The organism is Methanospirillum sp. (assembly GCF_035406105.1).
Lineage (GTDB): Archaea > Halobacteriota > Methanomicrobia > Methanomicrobiales > Methanospirillaceae > Methanospirillum.
Genome location: NZ_DAONKG010000016.1, coordinates 1 through 19705, shown reverse-complemented (window position 1 = coordinate 19705; position 19705 = coordinate 1). Strand labels below are relative to the sequence as shown.

The following is a 19705-nucleotide window of genomic DNA, read 5'->3' as shown; positions in this document are numbered from 1 at the left end:
AGCAGTATATTTTTTTTGTACAACCAAAGAGATTTCCCTGATTAACTGCTCCCGGCGTACTGGCTTAATGATAAAATTATTTGCTCCGCAACACAGCCCCCTGAGGATATCTGCGGGTTCAGACAACTGGGTAACAAAAATTATTGGAATCGCAGAGTATTTCGGATCCTTACGGAGCAGATGGCAGAATGTATATCCGTCCATTCCAGGCATTATGATATCAGTAAGGATAATGTCAAAGGAAGAAGATGCTAAAAATTCAAATGCCAGGGCAGGGGAATCAACCCATACTACTTCATACCCTTCCTGTGTCAGATAATGACGAATAATATCAGCCTGTGTCTTACTATCCTCAACGACCAGGATCCGGCATGGGTTTTTTTCTGTCATTAATACCCCCGGCTGGATATGGATTGTAAAAACCTTGCAATTTTAACAGGAGGAAGAGAGAACATACCAGCATTCAGCATCTCTGCAGCGCCAGGCATGCCATATACAAATGAACTCTCCATATCCTGAATGATGGTGCATCCCCCTTTCTGTCTTATCTGAAGGAGTTCCTCAGCGCCATCTGACCCCATCCCTGACAGGAGAATTCCCAGAACATGAGATCCCAGGTTATTCGCAGCGGTTCTGAACAGATACGATACAGACGGCCGCAGGTTATGTTCAGGGGGGGCTGATGAGAATGAAAAACAAAGATCCGAAGTAATGCCGGTATGTTTCCCGTCAGGGGCCAGATATAATGTTCCTGGCTCGGCAATCTCTCCCTCCCGAGCCATTTTTACCGGAAAACCGGTGGATTCAGTAAGCCATAATGCCAGTCCCTCGATAAAGCCTGGGGACATATGCTGTACAAGGACCAGGGGGAGGGAAAAATCACGGGGAATATTTCGTAATATCTCCTGAACTACCTGAGGCCCGCCGGTAGATGCGCCCATGACGACAATCCTGATATCCTGCCCGATATGAAAGGGTATACGGAGATGAAGACTATCATCTTTCAGAACGCTTTGGTGATTTATTCTTCTTCGAATTACTTTGACTTCAGAAAACGTGCGTACTGCAAAAACAAGCTCTGAGGCAGCTTTTTCATATTCTGGATCCTCATAAGCAGGCGGTTTTCGGAAAACTGCAAGAGCTCCAGCCTCTACTGCCCGAAATGATGCCTGAATCTCTTCAAGATTATCAATTCCACTCACAATAATGATCGGAACCGGAGTCCTCTCCATAATCTGCCTGGTGGTTGTAAACCCATCAAGATCAGGCATGTTGATATCCATGGTAATGATATCAGGTGTGAGACGGGATGCAAGAATGATCGCTTCCTTTCCGTTTTTCGCCTTACCAATCACGGTTATATCCGGTTCCCTTTCAAATATACTCTGCAGGACCATGAGGGTAACTTCAGAGTCATCGACGAGTAATACCCGAATCATCTGCCTGCACCAATAAGTCGTGTAATTACTTCCAGAAGGTTTGACTGGTCAAAACTGGATTTAATAATATAGGCATTTGCTCCCACTGTAATACCATGCTCACGATCTTCCCGTGAATCAAGTGAAGTAACCAGGATAACCGGAAGATCAGATAATTTCTTCTCCGCACGGATCTTTTCGGTAAGGACAAATCCATTCATTCGCGGCATGTCAACATCTGAAACCACAAGATCAACCGGAGATGTCCGGAGTTTCGTGAGCGCATCAAGGCCGTCTACAGCAGTTTCAACCTCATACCCTGCGCCTTCAAGGATGTTTTTCAGCAGCATTCTGGATGTAATTGAGTCTTCAACTACCATGATCTTTCTCCGGCCTGAAAGCAATGATGATATATCCCGTACTGATACGCCAAGACGGGTCTTCCCCTGCATCTCTTCAGCAAGATCCTCAATATGAAGAACCGGAACGATCTGGGTATTGCTCAGAATTGCGACACCACTCACGAACCGGATATCTTTCAGTTGTGGCCCGAGATCACGGACCACAATCTCCTGAGCTCCGCCGATCTGATGGACGATGACGCCAAATCTCCGGGTAGGGGTCCTGATGAGTACGAGGGATCTGGCATCCGAATTATCAGATGAAACGGAAGAGAGACCGAGAAGGGAACTGAGCATGGCAACCGGAATAGTCTGATTGTCCAGATGCAACACTGTCCTCCCTTCTATCGTTGTAATCTCTGAAGCATCGGGTATCATTACTCGTTCAACCTCTTGTAATGGCAAAAAAAACGGCCTGTTCTCAACATATACAAGAATTCCTTTAAACGTAGCCAGGGTAATAGGAACGGTCAGGGAAAAACGGGTTATTTTTCCCGGAACACTCTCAACATCGACAATACCTCCAACCTGACTGATCTTCTCCTGTACAATTGCAAGACCAAGACCTCTGCCGGATAGGGTGGAAATTTTCTGTGAGGTAGTAAATCCTGACTGAAAGATCAATCTGATTTTTTCCCTGTTGTTTAAGGCCTGAACCTCCTTTTCATCTATTATTCCTTTATTAACGGCAACCATGGATGCCGTATCAGGATTGATGCCTTTTCCATCATCAGTTATGGTAATTGAGATCTGATTTGCCCGGTTATGGATAATGTCAATCGATAATTTCCCTTCCGCTGGTTTTCCCTGCTTAACTCGTATATCTTCGGGCTCAATCCCGTGATCTACTGCATTTCGGATAAGATGAATCATCGGATCACGGATGACATCCAGTATTCGCCGATCAATCTCAATATCTGAACCGTTTACCATAAGAGAGACTTTTTTCCCCTGGTCACGTGCAATATCTCTGACCATCCTCGGATACGTATCGGTCAGGGTCGAGAACGGAACCAGAACCACCTCCCGGATACTATCGATAAGCTGGGTGATGGCAGAATCCATCTCGCTTTGATCCTGGGCCATCATCTGAATGGTTGCATCAAGTCTTGACTCGCAGCTTCCGATTATATCACGGGTGGTATCAATAAAAAGAAGGATACGATCCAGTACATCGCTGGTTCCCTGGTGTTGCCGTTTCAGATTTGCCACATCTCCTTCCACCCGGCTCAGATTCCACCTCCATGCCTGCAATGTCCGGGATATTGTTTTTAACTCAGAAAGATGTGTTCCTGCTGCCATCCGGTATGAAAGTAGGTCATCAGCGGTCTCATACAAGGATGTTAACCGTTCTTCAGAAATTTTTATTTTCGGTGAAGATGTAATGAGTCCCGCTTTTTGGTGAGAGCCCGGGTCTTCTGCTTCGGTATCGGATGGTATGATATCCGTCTGGGTGTCATTTTTTCGTACCGAATCCTCGATAAATACAGATTTTACCTGCTCATTAGCTGTTGGTTTTTGTACAGAAACTGTATTTTTCAATTTTTGAATCAGTGGAGTAATCTTTACATCTTTGGTTCCGGCAAGAAGGGATTCAAGGATGGAGATTGTCTCATGAACCAGATCAAACTCCTTCTCAGTGAGAATCAAGTCACCTTTGCGGACTGATGAAAAGACAGATTCAAGATGCTGACATACCGTTTCGATATCTTTCAACCCAACTGCACGGGCTGCTCCTTTAAGACTATGCGTAGCACGGTATACCGGCTCTATCTCTGCCTGTTGCGATCGGGAAGAGTCCTGCTCCAATACCAGAATTCCGGAAATTATCGCCTGAATATGATCTGTTGCTTCTTCTCCAAAAGTTGCAAGCAGCCGTGCAAGAAACTCCTCGTCCTGTATATCCATGGCTTTTTTCTCATACCCTGAACCGTTCAGTGATCTCCTTCAGACTATTACCAAGATCATGAAGATCACGGGCTGTTTTTTCCACCTGCCTGGTTACTTCAAGATTATTTTGAGCCGCAGTCCGGATATTTTCCATAGCGATTGAGATCTGATCCATCCCGACAACCTGTTCCTGACTTGAGGCAGAAATCTGAATCCCGGCCCTGGCAGCATCAGATATCCCCTGTGAGAGGACATTGATAGCTTCCTGTGCCTCTTTCGTCAGTCTCATGCCGGTTGCAACGGTCTTAGTCCCTTGTTCGGTTGAGATAACAGTGGAACTGATACCCCGCTGAATATCAGTCAGAATATTACGGATATTTGTGGTTGCCTGCTTTGATTGTTCTGCAAGACTTTTAATCTCCTGAGCCACCACCCCAAATCCTTTTCCAAATTCTCCAGCCTTTGCAGCCTCTATTGATGCATTTACCGCAAGCAGGTTTGATTGTTCCGCAATATCGGTAACACTGGCAATTATCTCACCAATAGCCTGACTCTGTTCAGACAGACGGATGACATTGGATGCAATTGACTCCATCTGCTGATTGATCTGATTCATACCGTTCATGATCTCTTCAACAGATGTCTGTCCATTTTTCACAACCTGATTTACCGTCTGTGATTTTTCTGCCACTGTTTTTGCTTTCTGATTTGTGACTTCACTCGTCTTTCGAACCTCCTCTACCGTTGCAGAGGTCTCATTGACCGCGGATGCAGTCTCTGCCGTACTTGATGATAACTGCGCAGTGACAGACAAAATTTCTGTGGATGCTGCCGAGAGCACATTAACTCCCTGATAGAGCTCGTCGTTGATGATGGTCATCATCCGCGACAGTTCAATTCCTATCCGGTTAAGGGCTTCCTTAAAGGTGATATATTCGCCCTTCACATGGAGTTTCTCATCCACCCGTGCAGTAAAGTTCCCTGCTGCATACTCTGCCGATACCCGCATCGCTTCATGAACAGGCTCGATAACAGCATCAAGTGTTTTATTTACTCCTTCTACAATACGTCTGAAATCTCCCTGATGTCTCGATATATCTGCCCGGGTATTCAACCTCCCTTCAATTGCTGCTTCAGCAAGCATTGCGGCGTCGGAAATCATCAGATTGACTGCTTCAATACACTGATTCAGATTATTTTTTATCAGGTTAAAATCGCCGTTATATGAATCGGTGATCTGTGGAGGAATATCACCTCTGGAGATGCGATCTACATATTCTGCTGCAATATTTAACGGACCGATAATGGCATCAAGCATCGTATTAATCCCATCAAACATATCCTTGCTGTACCCGGTGTATTTGGAAAGATCAACCCGGTAATCGAGATGTCCGGCTATGCCATTCGAAATAAGCAGTTCAATATCCCGGTTTCTTTCGTTGAGAGTTTTTATCAGATTATTCAGATTGCTCCTTATCTCTTCAAAAGATCCGTGAAAAGATTCCTCTATCGGTGGTGGTATGATTCCATGAGCCATCTCATTGATATATTCAGCAGTAATGCCCATTGGTTTGACATATGCATCAAGGGTTGAATTCATACCGGTAATGATCTTTCTGTAATCGCCCTCATGCTTTTCTGGATCTACCCGGAAGGTCAGTTCACCCTTTACCGCTGCATCAGAAAGAGCCCTGGCATCATCCACCATGCGGGAGATATTGCTTCCCATTTCATTGACCGCCTGACTGAGTACCCCGATTTCATCATTCCGGTGTCTGGTTATACGGGCAGAACTGTCACCCCTCCCTATTCTGTTTGCAACATCCATGAGTTCCATAAGTGGCTTTGTTATATTATTTGTCAGCAAATATGCGATCAAAAGCGACAGGATAATAATGACTGACCCGGATCCGATGATTATGGTAAAGAGAATATTCTTTTCAGATTCTGCTTTTTCAATTGTCCTTTGTGCATCTTTAAGGAAAGAATCCTTCAGTGATTGAAACGTGGATTCTGTTGACCGCCTGGCCTCTGCATGTTCCCCGCCATTCATTATGGAAATCTTTGCTTCATGTTCTTTACCGCTCTTTTCAAGATCAAATACCCCTGATGCAGCCAGTTTATATCGTGCCCACTGATCCAGGAAAGTCTTCAAGAGGTCTTGTTGTTCCTCATTCATGGGAATAGCCTTCATCTCTTCAATCAGTGGCTCTATTGTATTTATCTCCTGAATTAAACGCTGATAATCCTGATCCCGCTCTTCAGGAATGGCATTTGAGCGAAAAACAAGAGCACGCATAGAATGAAGACCAATCTCTATTTGCTGAATTTTCATTAAGGGAATAGTCTGCTCTGAATAGAGCTGATCAACTTCAGATGTGAGTCTGTCCACACTGATAAGACATGCCACTATGATCAGTGACATGAGCAAGATTACAATAATAAAGCCAACAAATAATTTTTTGCCGATATTAATATTATCCAGAATTGCATTGATACCCATGATTCACACCTTGTCAGATGGTTGAGACCTGTACCAGAGCATAATAATCCAATCTTTAGAGAACATGTAAATTTTTTTAGAGAAGATGATATTACCCGGCATCATACTATAATTTTCCATTTTTCCGGTCAACAACAAGCCTTGGATGTGTGATAACCGCTTTTGTATTAATCAGGATGAGTGGTCCGGGAAATACTCCGGCTATAAACTCCTTTCCAATGCCCTGTATTGTATCCGGAGGCGGAGTCAGACGAGAAATTCTCTCCCAGGATACCCCTTCAACCTGGTCAGCAAGGATTGCAAATTCCATGCCCTCTCCGGAAAGAACAATAATTTTATTATAATCAGAAAGGCCCTTTCGTGGTAGATCAAAAAATACCCGCAAATCTGTAACAGAAATGACCCGGCCCCTGATGCTGATAATTCCCAGGATAAAATCAGGTGTCCCGGGAAGGGGGGTCAGGTGACGAAGGAGAGTAACTTCTTTTACATACTCAGTTGAAACACCATACCGTTCGCCATTCAGGAGGAAAATGAGGATTTCAATTCTCTCCCCTGAATCTTCTGTCGCCTTGAGAGGAACAGCCAGTTTTCTTGCCCGTTCCAATAAAATCTCTTCACTGGTTTTACTGGCCTGCAGCATATTCTGTTCGCTTGTCACGGATCATCCCCTAAGAAGCATCTGTATCATATCCTTCATCTTTTGCGCTGGTATACCCTCTGTCTCTTCACGAATGGTATCCTCATCTGTTGATTCAAGAATATGAACCGCCAGTTCATAATGATGCCGTGCCAGATCAGGCCTTCCGGTTTTTGCATAAATTCCGGCAATCGCAAGGTGAGCTGGAAGATAATCATGAAATGCATATAAGGACTGTCGTAATGACTGCAGAGCATGATCATACATTCCCTGTTCGTCAAGTACTGCAGCTTTTAAAAGATATGGCCGGGGATTTAACACATCCACAGCTATCAGACGGTCACTCCATCCAAGTGCCTTATCATATTCTCCATTTCCTGCATACCCTCGAATAAGAATCTCAACCTGCCTGACCCAAAGGGGATTTATATCAGAATTTAATTGAGCGATTAACTGAGCAGCCTCATCAAGCCGATTTTCGGTGATGAATTGATCAAACTGTGATTCTTCAGATTTATCAATAGACGTGAGGATTGAGAAGGGCAGTATATTTCCGCCCTCTACTGTTATGTCATCTGGTAATTCATACGGTTCCTGGTCACATAGATCTGTGTCTGCCGGATGCAATGATTCAGAAATATTCGGTTCATGTGCAATCTCATGTTCATGACAAGAATACAGATCCCTCTTCTCATACCTGTGACTCGCAGGTTCAATCCTTTCGTGAAGAAAAACAGAGCCGTAATGAAGCATCCGGATATCATGACCTGAGACGAGTCCAATCTCCTGGGGAGAGACAATGAGGTATCCCCCGATCCGAAGCGAACAGATCAGATGACGAACCACCTCCCTGGATTGGTCAGACGAAAAATACATCAATACATTCCGGCAGAGAATGATATCCAGTGATGAGGGTTCCCGTGCATGATAGAGGGTACTGTCACGGATAAGATTCATTCGATCAAACTGAACCATATTTCGTATAGAGTCATCGATCTTCATCCGGTTATCTGGAGTCGGCGAGAAATACGAGCCAACCGGAATAATGGGATCATCCCTGAATGACCATCGTGAATAAATACCTTCCTGGGCACGATGAAGCATGTTCTTATTAATGTCTGTAGCAAGCAGGTAGATGTCCCAGTCAGCAATATCAATCAGCAGATATTTAAGCAGCATCGCGATGGAATATGGCTCTTCCCCACTACTACAGGCAGCACTCCAGATACGAAGATACAATTTCTGTTCCTGTCTGCGTACCCTGATGAGGTCAGGGAGTAATGTATCCCTGAGATACAGAAAGAGATTTTTATCCCTGAAAAAATACGTCTCTCCAATCGTAATATAATGAATCAGGATTTCCAAAAAGCGTGAGAGAAAGGATGAATTATCCAGCTGATCAAGACACGTCCGGAGTGGTATTTTCAAATCGGTGCATGCAGACGTGATATGACGGATGAGATCGTGACTATGGTGATCATCAAACAGTATTCCGGTATGATTCAGAATGACCGCACGTACCTTCCGTATTGCTTCATCATTCAGATCATCGCTCATGATTTAAAAGATTCCTTCATGGATCTTATCTTCTCCTGATCGTCCATGCAGATGATATCTTTTGGATGCGTGAGAACTAATAAACCATCTTTACATCGATAAATACCACTGAACCCCTTCAGAACAGGGAAAAGATCTTCAGGAGAAATAATTTCATTCGCAAGATGGTATACACCAGTAATATGTTCAGCAATTATTGCAATATTTCGCTCATCCTTTACAATGATTAAATAGTCCTCTATATCTGGCGGTTTCTCTTCCAGTCCGAAAAAATGTCTAAAGGAGAAAACCGGGAGAACATCTCCATGATAGTTTATTATCCCCACAATCCCCTGAGGACCGTCGTGAATCGGGGTTATTGCAACCATCCGGATGACATGATCCAAAATGACAGCAGGAATGCCAAGGCGTACATGGTGCACAGTAAAAACAAGGATTTCATTCAGGCCTTCATCGACAATAGACCCGAATCTTTCAGAATTACCGACTACTTCGACCACCGTACATCACAAATTTTGCGATAAGGGATTGCATCTGGATGTCACTCCCGGCTCCTTCTGATAACCGGAAGTCTGTCTCTCCGAGAGCATCAATCAAACGGACTTTGACACCTTCAGGAAGATCACGCTTTATAATTGCACGATATAATTGTCCAATGAGTTCCTGGGGAGCGATGCCACGGTCATGAAGGAGAGCCTGGAGTGCACTCCCTGCACCAAGAAAGTTACCTGCAAGACTGAGATCAATGAGATCTTCTATCTCTTCCGGACGTGCTGTTGCGGTTATTGCAAAAATCATATCAGGACTAATCTCACGTCCAAGAATTGCCGCACCCTGAAGTGCATTGATGGCTTTACGCATATCTCCCTGGGCAACGTAAAAGATTGCATCGATAACCTGATCAGATGCCGTCAGATTCTGATCAGCACTAATCCGCCTGACCATCTCTGCAACCGCCTGACGGCCAAGCGGTCTGAACCGGTAAATTGCACACCTGCTCTGAATAGGGTCAATAATTTTTGCCGAATAATTACAGGAAAGGATGAATCTGCAGGTTTGTGCATACGTCTCCATCGTACGGCGAAGAGCAGACTGTGCATCGGTTGTCAGTGCATCTGCTTCATCGAGAAAGAGGATTTTAAATGTTGAGCCTCCAAACGGAGAAGTCCTGGCAAATTGTTTGATCTGGTTCCTCACGACATCAATTCCCCGCTCATCAGATGCATTCAGTTCCCGGAAATTCATCTGCCAATCGTCACCAAAAAATTCACGTGCCAGAGCTACAGCGGCGGTTGTCTTTCCAGTTCCGGCATTTCCGGTAAAGAGGAGATGGGGCATCTCCCGTTTTGCCACATATGACCGGAGTCGTTCAATAATCTCCTGCTGCCCGATGATATCTTCAAGAACCCGCGGCCGATATTTTTCTATCCAAATGGCATGATTTTCTTCCATCGTACTCGTATCCTCCGGTTAAAACCGATATATACAGGCATCACGGGTGTTACGAAAATGATGCCAGACCGTACTCAATATATTACTGATGTTCATTCGATATAGGTTCTTCAGATTGATCTGTTACAGACCTGGCTGCAAGGATATCGGTGCAGGTTTTATACCCGTACTGAGCCTGAATATCATCTGGATCAAGTACAAGGGTCCGCTCATAACATATCCGTGCTGCATATTCTTCTCCTGAATGAAGGAATGCATCACCTAAATATCTCCATCCTTCTGGATTATCAGGATCCAGAGTGGTAACACAGGTCAGACTGATTCGTGCTTTGTCGTACTCTTCCATATATATCTCTGCCAATCCTTTCAGAAGGAATGCATCAGACCAGTCTGGATTCAAAGACGCTGCCTGGGCTGCATTTATTGCAGCTTCTGAATACTGCCCGAGTTCAAATAAAACACGAGCACGTGAAAGCCAGATTTCAGCATTATCCGGAATACAGGTGATCGCACTGGTGAATAATTCAAGTGCCCGGTCAGGATCTCCTGCCTGCTCATACGACTGCCCTGCAAGGTATGAAAGATTTCCGTCATTTGATCGCATCTGTAACAAAATTTCGAACTGTTCTGCAGCACACGTAAATTCCCTGATCTGGGCGAGTAATGATGCATACCGAAACAGTATCTGGTAATCTTCGGGATGGACCTTCAGAAGACTAAATAACAGATCCCTGGCCTCCTCATACCTTTCAGCATAGACATACAGATCGGCAAGAACCAGTTGGATCTCGGTTCCTGCCGGGCGGCCAGTCCATTCCTGAAGAATCTGTACTGCTTTATTAATATCGGACATATGCCAGCCCCACACACGGGCAAGAGTAGTGACCCAGAATGGATTGTCCGGATTATATGCCCGTTGTTTCTCACACAATTCTATCAGTTCATCCCACCGTTGAAGATGATACAGGGATCGGGCATATCCCTCAGCGGCTCCGGAGTCCCAAGGACGCTGTATCAGAAGTGAAGAAAAGACTGAAAGAGCCTTCTCATACTGATTACATGCACCCAAAACCCGGCCATAGTGAAATAGAATATCCGGTTCATCCGATAATGAGACTGCTTTTTCAAGTGATGATACTGCCTCCTGGTGACGGTCAAGAGTACTATACACAAGACCCAGAAGAAGATGAGGAAGGTGACTGTCTGCATCAAGTCCGGATGCCATACGAAAACATGAAACTGCCATCTGAAGATTATCTTGTGAGAGAGATATCATCCCCTTTTTCAACCAGGGAACAATCTGTTCTGGATTGATCTCGATGAGCCGGTTATAACACCATAATTCATCTTTTAACCTCCCCATCTCTTCATACAGCCTGGCACAATACAATAAGGTTTCAGTATCATCCGGATCATGATCAAGTGATTCTCGAAACCAACGTTCCGCCTCATCAGGCTTGTTTAATTTATGGGCGATACGCCCCAGAAGGGTTAAGATCTCCGGATTCTCCGGATCAAACACAAGCGCCTCAGACAATGTATCTCGGGCTGTATGATAATGGCCGCTCTCATACCACATCTTTCCAAGTTCTATCCTGGGCTCTGGCCGGAGGGGTTCAAGAGAGATACATCTGGAAAAATATTCTAGTGCTTCCTGATTATCTCCGGTCTTTTGTGCGATACGACCGAGCTCAAAACAGATATCGGCCCGGTCAGGATATTTGCTCAGAAGATGCAGAAACAAGTCCCGTGCGTCATCAACGCTTCCGGACAGATACAATGTATACCCTTTGTTAAACCATGCAACCGGATCATCAGGATCTTCATCAATTATCATCTGAATGCATGAAAGTGCTTCTTCAAATTCCTCGCGCCGGGCATGAAGCGCTGCTCTCTGCATTATTAATTCTTTTTCACGTATGTGCATACAGGACCTGACATGCAGGAGAGGACCTGCAGTTGATTATACCTATCAGCACCGGAACAATTGAACTTTCGGAAAAAAGAGTTAGCTGGAGGCCGGGGTCTCATTCCCGTTCCCGCCGGATATATTCATTCCTTTATCAGCCTGGGATGAAGTGACGTTACCACCCTCCGGGTTTTCAATAAGAGCCTTCAGATCAAGGGCATATTGCCATGTCTGATCAAAGGAGAGGGCCTTGTCAACTGCTGCCTTTGCCTCATCCATCTTATTCAGTTTATAGAGAGCAAATGCCTTCTGTGCCCAGAGATCAGCCTTGGTGTCATCCAGGGCAATTGCAGCATCAAAAGCTTTCAATGCATCCTCAAATTTCTCCTGGGTCAGCAGTGCCAGACCTTTTGCAAGATAGGCACGTGGACTTGGCTCAATCTGAATAGCTTTGTCAAACGCGGCAATTGCTTCATCAGTCTTATTGAGCTTTACAAGGGTTGTTCCATGATTATAATGGTACTCCGCCTCTGAACCGGAAAGGTTGATTGCTTCCTCAAAGGCCTTAAGTGCATCCTCGTTGTTATCCAGTTCGCTGAGAACAACACCATAGTCATTCCATGCGACTGCATTGGTTGCATTGAGTTCAACTGCCTTTGCAAAGGCTTCTGAAGCTCCCTGCTTGTCATCATTCTCAACACGGGCCAGACCCAGGGTATAATATGCCTTTGACCGGTCATCTTCAGTCATCTGTGATGCATTCAGTGCTGTTGCCTGCTCAAGTGAGTCGACTGCGTCCTGATAATTTCCAAGCTGATACTGGGTCAGACCTTTGAGGTAATAGGGATCAGCAAGGTCCGGTCTTAGCTCAATCATCTTATCAAGAGCGGTAGTTGCCTCATCATATGAGCCTTCATCGCTTAAAAGACCGCCAAGATAGTACCAGGCATCTGCGAGGTTTGGATTTAATTCAGTAGCGGTTCTGAATTCAGCAATTGCACCTGCACGGTCACTCTGATCGATATATACCTGTCCCATCCAGTAGTGTGCAACTCCCATCTGGGGATCGGCTTTGGTTGCTTCGGTAAATGCCTCCATGGCACCAGTCAGATCATTCTGGTCATATAAAACTCTGCCCTTATAATACAATGCATTTGCATTATTCGGGTTCAGTTCAATAGCCTTATTGAAGGCCGTAAGTGCTTCATCAGAGTTTTTCCTAACTTCAAAGAGGATACGGCCTTTGCGATCCCATACATCTGAATCGCTCCCGACAGTCAGGAATGGCTCAGAATAATTACCTTCTATTGCAAGAACCTGGTTAAAGGTAGCCTCTGCATCATCAAATTTCCCTAGTGCACTCTCCGCAATTCCTTTTGCATACAGGGCATCCTTAAATTCAGGATTCAATTCAATAGCCTTTTCATATGCTGTAAGGGCTTCTTCTGGCTTTCCAAGGTCAGAAAGCGTAATTCCTTTCCAGTAATATGCACGCGAGCCATCAGGCTTCAGATCAATTGCCTTATTAAAAGCCTCAAGTGCAAGGTCAGATTCATTGTTGAGAAGATGTGCAATTCCCTTGTTAATCCAGATACCGGGATCGTCTGTTGTGAACTCAACTGCTTTATTGAGTGCTTCCAGTGCCGAAACCGGATCTGGTTTCTCCTTTCCAATAAGATACAAATATCCGATATTGCCCCATGCAACTCCGTTTTCAGGATTAATAGTTGTTACATTCTGAAACGCATAAATTGCTGATTCAACATCACCGGACATCAGATACGATCCACCAAGTTTTGAGTATGCCTGTTCATTCTGTGGATCTTCTTCGACTGCTTTTAGAAAGTTGGAGATTGCTTCTTCGTAGTTTTCATTCTCAAGGGCAGAGAGCCCCTGTTCATACCACCCGGACCCCGTTGCATTCTCTTCTGCTACAACTCCTGCCGTCATAACTGACAGGAGAAGGAAGGCAAAAACCGGGAGTATTACTCCGATCTTCATGCCTTATATATCACATAGGAAAGGGAGAAATAGTTTCTTCTTTCATCATTTGTGTTGATATAATCAGCGAATTCTGATTTATTTATTACAGGATAAATATAATGTAATATCAGAGGTTTTTATTGTGAATTCTAGGATTTTCAATTTATTTTATCCTGCCTTCATCAAATATATATATATAGAGCAGGTACTGACAATCGCAATGACTCGGTCATGCCAGATGAGATATTTTTTAATATACATCATGCGTATATTAAGGGCACGCCGTTGTGGCTTAGCGGTATAGCGGCTGATTCGTAATCAGCAGGTCGAGGGTTCAAATCCCTCCAGCGGCTCTTTTCATAAATCTAGTATCTAAAAAACAGGATACCATAAAGATCATCTATTTTGACAGAGAAGAAGTCTGATTTTCACATTGTGAATATCAGATATTTTCGAGACTATCAATACCAATCGGTGCTCATATATCCCTATGGCCGAAGCATCCAAAATCTATATTGAATAGGGCGAAAAAGATCACCTCAAATCTCTTAAGAATAATCCGATATATCTACCATTTCAATGGAAATTCAGATTGCACCTGCATCACCACAGTATTCATTTGTAGATTTCGGCCAAAGAAATCATCGAACATATAACGAACGAGCCTTCTCGGTCTTCTATGAAAGCGTTTTGTAACCGAAAGAAAATGTATATTTTTTTATTAATGGCAAATCTCAATCAGAACCAATTTGATACCGATTATCATATTACAAAACCGGCACCACAACTCTAAAACCAAAATCAAAGAAATTCACTAGTAAACTAATACCCCACCACCTCCTCCCGATCCCATTTCCTCATTCCCAACCTGACGAGCCAATACGCCGGGACCAGCAACATTACTCCAACCAGACCAAACCAGGGATTCATCGAAGTCAGGGAACCAAATATCGACAATGCAAACCCAATAAACAAAAAATACTGAACCATCACCCGGACATTATACACCAGAACACTTGGTGATAATCCGGTCAGCCAGATAGACACCGCAAGAACATAATACGACACAGATAAGGTCAAAACCAAAACCGGCAGCAGGAATTCTCCCTGACCGGAAAGAAAGGTAATCATCGCGATAAAGAAGATCGGAATCACCTGAAGGAGTGTAAAAGACGTGATTTTACTGGTAATAACGTCTCTGACATGAAGGGGAAGAAGAGCATATACACTGAATGAATCAAACATGCACAGCCAGGTGTACATGGTAGACGCAATTATCCCGGTTATCATCGCAAAGGTGAGAAGAAGATGAATAGGAGAAACATACTCATCGAGCAGGGAGAGAAAGAACCAGATGATGATAAGCGGCACTAGAAATGAAAAGATAGTCTGACCCACAATACTCCCGGACCGCCAGAGATCAATCATATCTTTTGCAGCAAGGGGCGGATTTGGAAGCCGGTTCAGATGATGAATGAGTGGTTTCATCCGGTTCGGATAATTTTTTGTTCCGGGCTGAATATCTGGTGAAAACAGGAGAAGGGCAATACAACATGGAACCAGAACCACCATACAGCTTTCAAGAAGAATATCCCAGGAAAATTGGTAAAAAAGTATGAGCGGCGGGAAAAGTGTTGCCGGGTTTGTTCCGGTGAACGTGAACCATCCCAGAAATACCAAACCTGCAAAAATCAAAAAGACAAAGAGCGCCTTTCCTGATCGCCCATAGAGAGATGACAGGAAGAAGACAACAGACATGCCGGTGAGAAATGAGAGACTCAACGTAAGAAGGATATTTAATGGATAAAAAACCGGAATTCCGGTGAAGAGTGATCCTACAAGAAATCCTGCACCCACAGGAAAGATCCAGAGGAAAAAATAATACACGGTATCCTTGAGCACAAAAATTGTGAAGATATGCCGGGGGTTGAGGGGGAGGATCCTGGCAGAAAATGCAAGAAGGCTGGCCTGACCAAACCGGCGGTTCATGACTTCATGTCCAAGAAGGCCAAATGCTCCGACCATAAACCCAAGCATCAGATATTGTGCATGAATCAGGATGACAAGATCCCCAACCGGCATTGTCGTCTGGATCAGGGGAAGAAGAAAGGTACCCATAAACGCAATGGCACAAATCATCACTGGAAAGAGGGCAAAATTCAGACTCCCGAACATGGTCGAATGAATCCGCCATTCTTCCTTTAGCATATTGAAAAAAAGCCCAGCCATGGTTATGTCCTGACAAGTGATAGGAACAGATCTGACAGATGACGATTGCCCGCTTTAACTGACTCCATGGTTCCGGTGTAGAGCAGATTTCCCACATGGAGAATGGCAACTTCAGAACAGATCTCTTCAGCCGTTTCCAACAGATGAGTGGAGATGAACAGCGTATTGCCCTGCTTCGTATATGAGACAAAGAATGCCTTGACCTTGTCCTGCATGATGGGATCAAAGTTGATAAGCGGTTCATCAATGAGGGCAAGTTCAGGGTTATGAATAAATGCCTGGGTGAGCATCAGTTTCTGCCTGGTTCCACGGGAGAGATCTTTGCAGAGCACATTTCTTTTATCTCCATACTCCAGAAAATCAAACCACCAGTCTACTTTTTGTTCCAGATCAGGGATCTTCCTGATATCACCAACAAACTCCAGGTATTCCATGACAGTCAGGAAACTTGGCGGGGATTCCTGTTCTGGAATGATTCCAACCAAAGTTCTGACACCTACCGGATCAATTGCCACATCAAGACCAAGAACATGAGCATTCCCGGATGAGGGGAGTATCTGACCGGTCAGCATCTTTATCATTGTTGTCTTTCCAGAGCCGTTCGGACCTAACAGACCGAACAGAGATCCCTTCCTGACATTCAGGGTTACGGCATTGACCGCAGTCAGATCACCATATTTTTTGGTCAGGGATTTTGTTTCAATAATAGATTCCATGGTGACGTGGTTGTAATCCTTTTTTTATAATAAGTGACAAGTTTGGTTAGGTAAAAACAGTACCCGTCGTCATTTTTTTAAGATTCCTAGCGAATTGTTTGAATTTCATAGATTATGTACGGAGAGATAATGGGTCAATAAATCCAGACTAAAAAACCTTTCATATTCCATTATCATCCATACCTGATAGTGATTCCTGCGGGAAGCGATCAACGAAAGTATTGAGTCACATTCAATGTAAAGGGTTCGTCATCTCTTACTCCAAATAAGGATTCTACATTCAGACGTTCTTTTCAAGTAACTCTTTGTATCGTGCAACCCCCCTCCGAATCACTTCTTCCGTAATTATTCCCCGGCCCGATGGCAGCTCAAGAACTCTCTGTGGAAGAGGGATCGAATCTGGCTCTAAGGAAAAACCCTCACGGATCTTAAACCGGTACTTTTCAGCAAGTATCGATCTCCCCAGGGCATCAAGTTCTTCAATAGTCATGGATATCCCACAGACAGACAACACTTCCTGGATAATTTCCCGGGTATACAGGCCACGGGCAAAGAAACAAACCACCAGACTTGAGAGAATCTGACGATATGCTTCTTCTTCATACAACTCATCAGCAATTTTTTCCGGTGTTTCAGGGAATTTTTCTGCAGGTTTTTGATCAACGCTATATCCGGCACTATCAAGATGGCTGTGCCGTGCCCCACAGATATATCCGATATATGCAGAAGGACCGGTATGATACCCGGGCATCTCATTTTTCCCAAAAGCAAGAGCATACTCTTCACCGCCATATACAGAGGCCGCAAATGAGACTCCTTTTCCCAGGTTCTGGTAAAAATCACTTTTTTGTCCTGCAAGGGCCTTGAAAAATGCAAGGTATTGCTTAGCATCACCGAACGAGAGTCTGATACCCCCGGTCATCTGTTCATCCAGAAGTCCCTGGTTCATTGCTTCAGTTGCCCATGCAGCACAAACGCCAGCTGACATGGCATCAAGTCCGGTCTGCTCAATGATATCAATCAAGTTCAGGACATCAGGAGGATCAGAAACCCCAAGCATGAATCCAAGAGCATAGATTAATTCATAGTCATAACTCACCGGGATGGTCTTGTAAAAGTACGGATCATTCGGATAGGGAATTCTGATCTGACCGATATGAATACAACTGACCGGACAATGTGAACATGCAACACGACGGGAAAGGAAGAGCCGGGCAAATTCTTCTCCGGATAAATTGTCTGATCCAGTCAATCTTTGTTCAATGAGATTTTTCACCGGAAGAGATCCCATTGCAGAGAGTGATTTGACATTAACCGGTGTTCCTATCTCATGATACTTCTGCATGAGTGGAGATCGGGTCACCTGATCATAAAGCCGGTCATAGAGCTCCCGGTATTTCTTCCGATCCAATACCTCAATGAGATTATCCCCTGAAATAAGTACCGCCTTGAGTTTCTTGGACCCAAAAACCGCACCAAGGCCCATTCTGCCAAAATGACGGTATGTCTCTGAAGTTACACTGGCATATCTGACCAGATTCTCCCCGGCTCTTCCTATCCGCAGGATGGTTCTGGTTCCCGGTGTTCCGTCTTTTGATCGTATGATGCGTGCGGCAGTATCACTCCGGCCGGTTCCCCACAAAGCCCGGGCATCACGAAATGCAACCCCGTCTTTTGTAATTGACAGATACACCGGATGTGACGCTTTCCCGGTGATGACTATGGCGCCATAACCGGCTGATCTGATTGCAACTGCTGTCCGGCCCCCTGCATGACTCTCACCCAGATTTCCAGTCAGCGGGGATTTGAACATGGCGACACATTTCGATGCGAGAGGAAAAAGAGCGGTTGCAACTCCGACGGAAAAGATAATCGGATTTTCCGGTCCCAGTGGATCAGCTCCCTGCGGACAGAATTCCTCCAGCAGCCTGATAGCTGCTCCGGCACCACCAAGTCGTTCCTGAAAGAGATCCGGCCGTTCTTCGGTATGAAATGACCATGTAGAGAGATCAATAAACAGAACCCGTGATAACCTGACATCAGGACTCATCAGCCATTAGCTCCTGTAGTTCAATAACTTCGTATGGGCAATACTGTGCGCAATACCCACAATAGATACAGATGATGGGATGGTTCTCCTCTTGATCCCAGGATATTGCTCCGAGAATACACCCTTCCAGACATTGTTTACACCCGGTGCATTTGTCTTTATTGAGGGTAACCCCGCCACCCTGACGGGGAAGGAGAGCCTCTTCCGGACAGAGATGAATACAAGGAGGATCCCGGCATGCCCGGCATACTCTCACCGAAAAACCCCTCTCAATCCCTCCTACAGAACTGACATGGATAGCCGATTTGGCAACTCCACCAAATCCTAACCGTCTGGTACAGGCAAACATACACGACTGACACCCGACACAGCGATCGGCATCGATGACAGAGAGCCGCTTTTTTGGCATATGATGAAATGGGAATGAAAGGTAATGAATATTCGTAGAAAGGTTTGATTCATGAATACCAGAAAAAAGGGATTTCAAGAAAACAAAAAAGAAATCAGAAGTTATTTTAATATGGTTTTCAGATCATGACAGATGTAAAACTATGTATCTGATTGAATAATACACCGAAAAAAGTAAGAGAGTATAAATTTTAATTTACGACTCTTCTATTCAGTTCTGCTAAAAAATTAATCAGATATATCTTGGTTTCAGCGATAACATCTGGGGAGTATACAGTGGACGATATGGCATTCCCCTGGTCTCATTATGAATTCTCTCAATCAGTTTCTCCGCAGTGCCGGTGATCTTATGTGGTTTATTTGGTTCAGATTCTGCGCGAACTGTTACCGTAAGATTTCCTGATCCCATCTCAGAATCGCCTACAACAATTACATATGATACCCAGTCCATACCGGCAGCCCTGATTTTCTTATTCAGGGAATCATCACGGTCATCAACATCAGCCCGGATCCGCGCTTTTGTAAATTTCTCAGCCAGATCTTTTGCAT

The 19705-nt window shown here is 44.5% G+C and carries 15 protein-coding genes and 1 tRNA gene; 1 reads left to right on the top strand and 15 read right to left on the bottom strand.

Features of this window, described 5'->3' with window-relative positions; all coding sequences use genetic code 11:
- From PLA23_RS01805 to PLA23_RS01760, 10 genes are all read right to left on the bottom strand, one after another.
- On the bottom strand, positions 1 to 390 hold a 390-nt coding region (locus PLA23_RS01805), incomplete at its 3' end, for a response regulator (RefSeq protein WP_324473757.1).
- On the bottom strand, positions 390 to 1439 hold the full coding sequence (gene cheB / locus PLA23_RS01800) for a chemotaxis-specific protein-glutamate methyltransferase CheB (RefSeq protein ID WP_324329003.1): 1050 nt from the start codon (positions 1437 to 1439) through the stop codon (positions 390 to 392). The genes PLA23_RS01805 and cheB, both read right to left, overlap by 1 nt.
- Complete coding sequence (locus tag PLA23_RS01795; RefSeq protein WP_324329005.1) at positions 1436 to 3727, bottom strand: hybrid sensor histidine kinase/response regulator; 2292 nt, start codon at positions 3725 to 3727, stop codon at positions 1436 to 1438. Before PLA23_RS01795 ends, cheB begins: the two co-directional genes overlap by 4 nt.
- A 10-nt stretch (positions 3728 to 3737) precedes the next feature.
- Positions 3738 to 6212: a methyl-accepting chemotaxis protein gene (locus tag PLA23_RS01790; protein ID WP_324473756.1), complete on the bottom strand. Its 2475-nt coding sequence runs from the start codon at positions 6210 to 6212 to the stop codon at positions 3738 to 3740.
- A 106-nt stretch (positions 6213 to 6318) separates the two neighbouring features.
- A complete protein-coding gene (locus PLA23_RS01785) occupies positions 6319 to 6873 on the bottom strand; it encodes a chemotaxis protein CheW (RefSeq protein WP_324330765.1) in 555 nt (184 codons plus the stop codon).
- A 3-nt stretch (positions 6874 to 6876) separates the two neighbouring features.
- The gene (locus PLA23_RS01780) at positions 6877 to 8409 is read right to left on the bottom strand and encodes a CheR family methyltransferase (protein WP_324473754.1); all 1533 of its coding nucleotides are present in this window, start codon (positions 8407 to 8409) and stop codon (positions 6877 to 6879) included.
- A complete protein-coding gene (locus tag PLA23_RS01775; RefSeq protein ID WP_324330761.1) occupies positions 8406 to 8909 on the bottom strand; it encodes a chemotaxis protein CheW in 504 nt (167 codons plus the stop codon). The genes PLA23_RS01780 and PLA23_RS01775 overlap by 4 nt, the downstream gene beginning before the upstream one ends.
- Entirely contained in the window at positions 8890 to 9861 is a 972-nt protein-coding gene (locus tag PLA23_RS01770) for a replication factor C small subunit (RefSeq protein WP_324330759.1), read from the bottom strand. The genes PLA23_RS01775 and PLA23_RS01770 overlap by 20 nt, the downstream gene beginning before the upstream one ends.
- Before the next feature lie 82 nt (positions 9862 to 9943).
- A complete protein-coding gene (locus PLA23_RS01765; RefSeq protein WP_324330757.1) occupies positions 9944 to 11788 on the bottom strand; it encodes a tetratricopeptide repeat protein in 1845 nt (614 codons plus the stop codon).
- A gap of 81 nt (positions 11789 to 11869) precedes the next feature.
- Positions 11870 to 13771 (bottom strand): tetratricopeptide repeat protein, encoded by a 1902-nt coding sequence (locus PLA23_RS01760; protein WP_324473752.1) that lies wholly within the window; start codon positions 13769 to 13771, stop codon positions 11870 to 11872.
- 263 nt (positions 13772 to 14034) lie between these two features.
- On the opposite strand from PLA23_RS01760, the gene PLA23_RS01755 reads away from it, so the two are divergent.
- Positions 14035 to 14106: transfer RNA gene (locus PLA23_RS01755), tRNA-Thr, on the top strand.
- Between the two features lie 469 nt (positions 14107 to 14575).
- On the opposite strand, the gene PLA23_RS01750 is transcribed toward PLA23_RS01755, so the two are convergent.
- The 5 genes from PLA23_RS01750 to PLA23_RS01730 form a co-directional block, all read right to left on the bottom strand.
- Positions 14576 to 15982, bottom strand: coding sequence for a hypothetical protein (locus PLA23_RS01750; RefSeq protein WP_324328283.1), 1407 nt, complete (start codon positions 15980 to 15982; stop codon positions 14576 to 14578).
- 2 nt (positions 15983 to 15984) lie between these two features.
- Positions 15985 to 16698 carry an ABC transporter ATP-binding protein gene (locus PLA23_RS01745; RefSeq protein WP_324328285.1) on the bottom strand — a complete coding sequence of 238 codons (714 nt, stop codon included), beginning with the start codon at positions 16696 to 16698 and terminating at the stop codon, positions 15985 to 15987.
- Between the two features lie 280 nt (positions 16699 to 16978).
- Positions 16979 to 18748 carry an aldehyde ferredoxin oxidoreductase N-terminal domain-containing protein gene (locus PLA23_RS01740; RefSeq protein ID WP_324473750.1) on the bottom strand — a complete coding sequence of 590 codons (1770 nt, stop codon included), beginning with the start codon at positions 18746 to 18748 and terminating at the stop codon, positions 16979 to 16981.
- Positions 18738 to 19157, bottom strand: a complete 420-nt coding sequence (locus PLA23_RS01735) for a 4Fe-4S binding protein (RefSeq protein WP_324473749.1) — start codon at positions 19155 to 19157, stop codon at positions 18738 to 18740. The genes PLA23_RS01740 and PLA23_RS01735 overlap by 11 nt, the downstream gene beginning before the upstream one ends.
- A gap of 231 nt (positions 19158 to 19388) precedes the next feature.
- Positions 19389 to 19705 (bottom strand): His/Gly/Thr/Pro-type tRNA ligase C-terminal domain-containing protein (locus PLA23_RS01730; protein ID WP_324473747.1); only part of this gene is annotated, 317 nt, incomplete at its 5' end.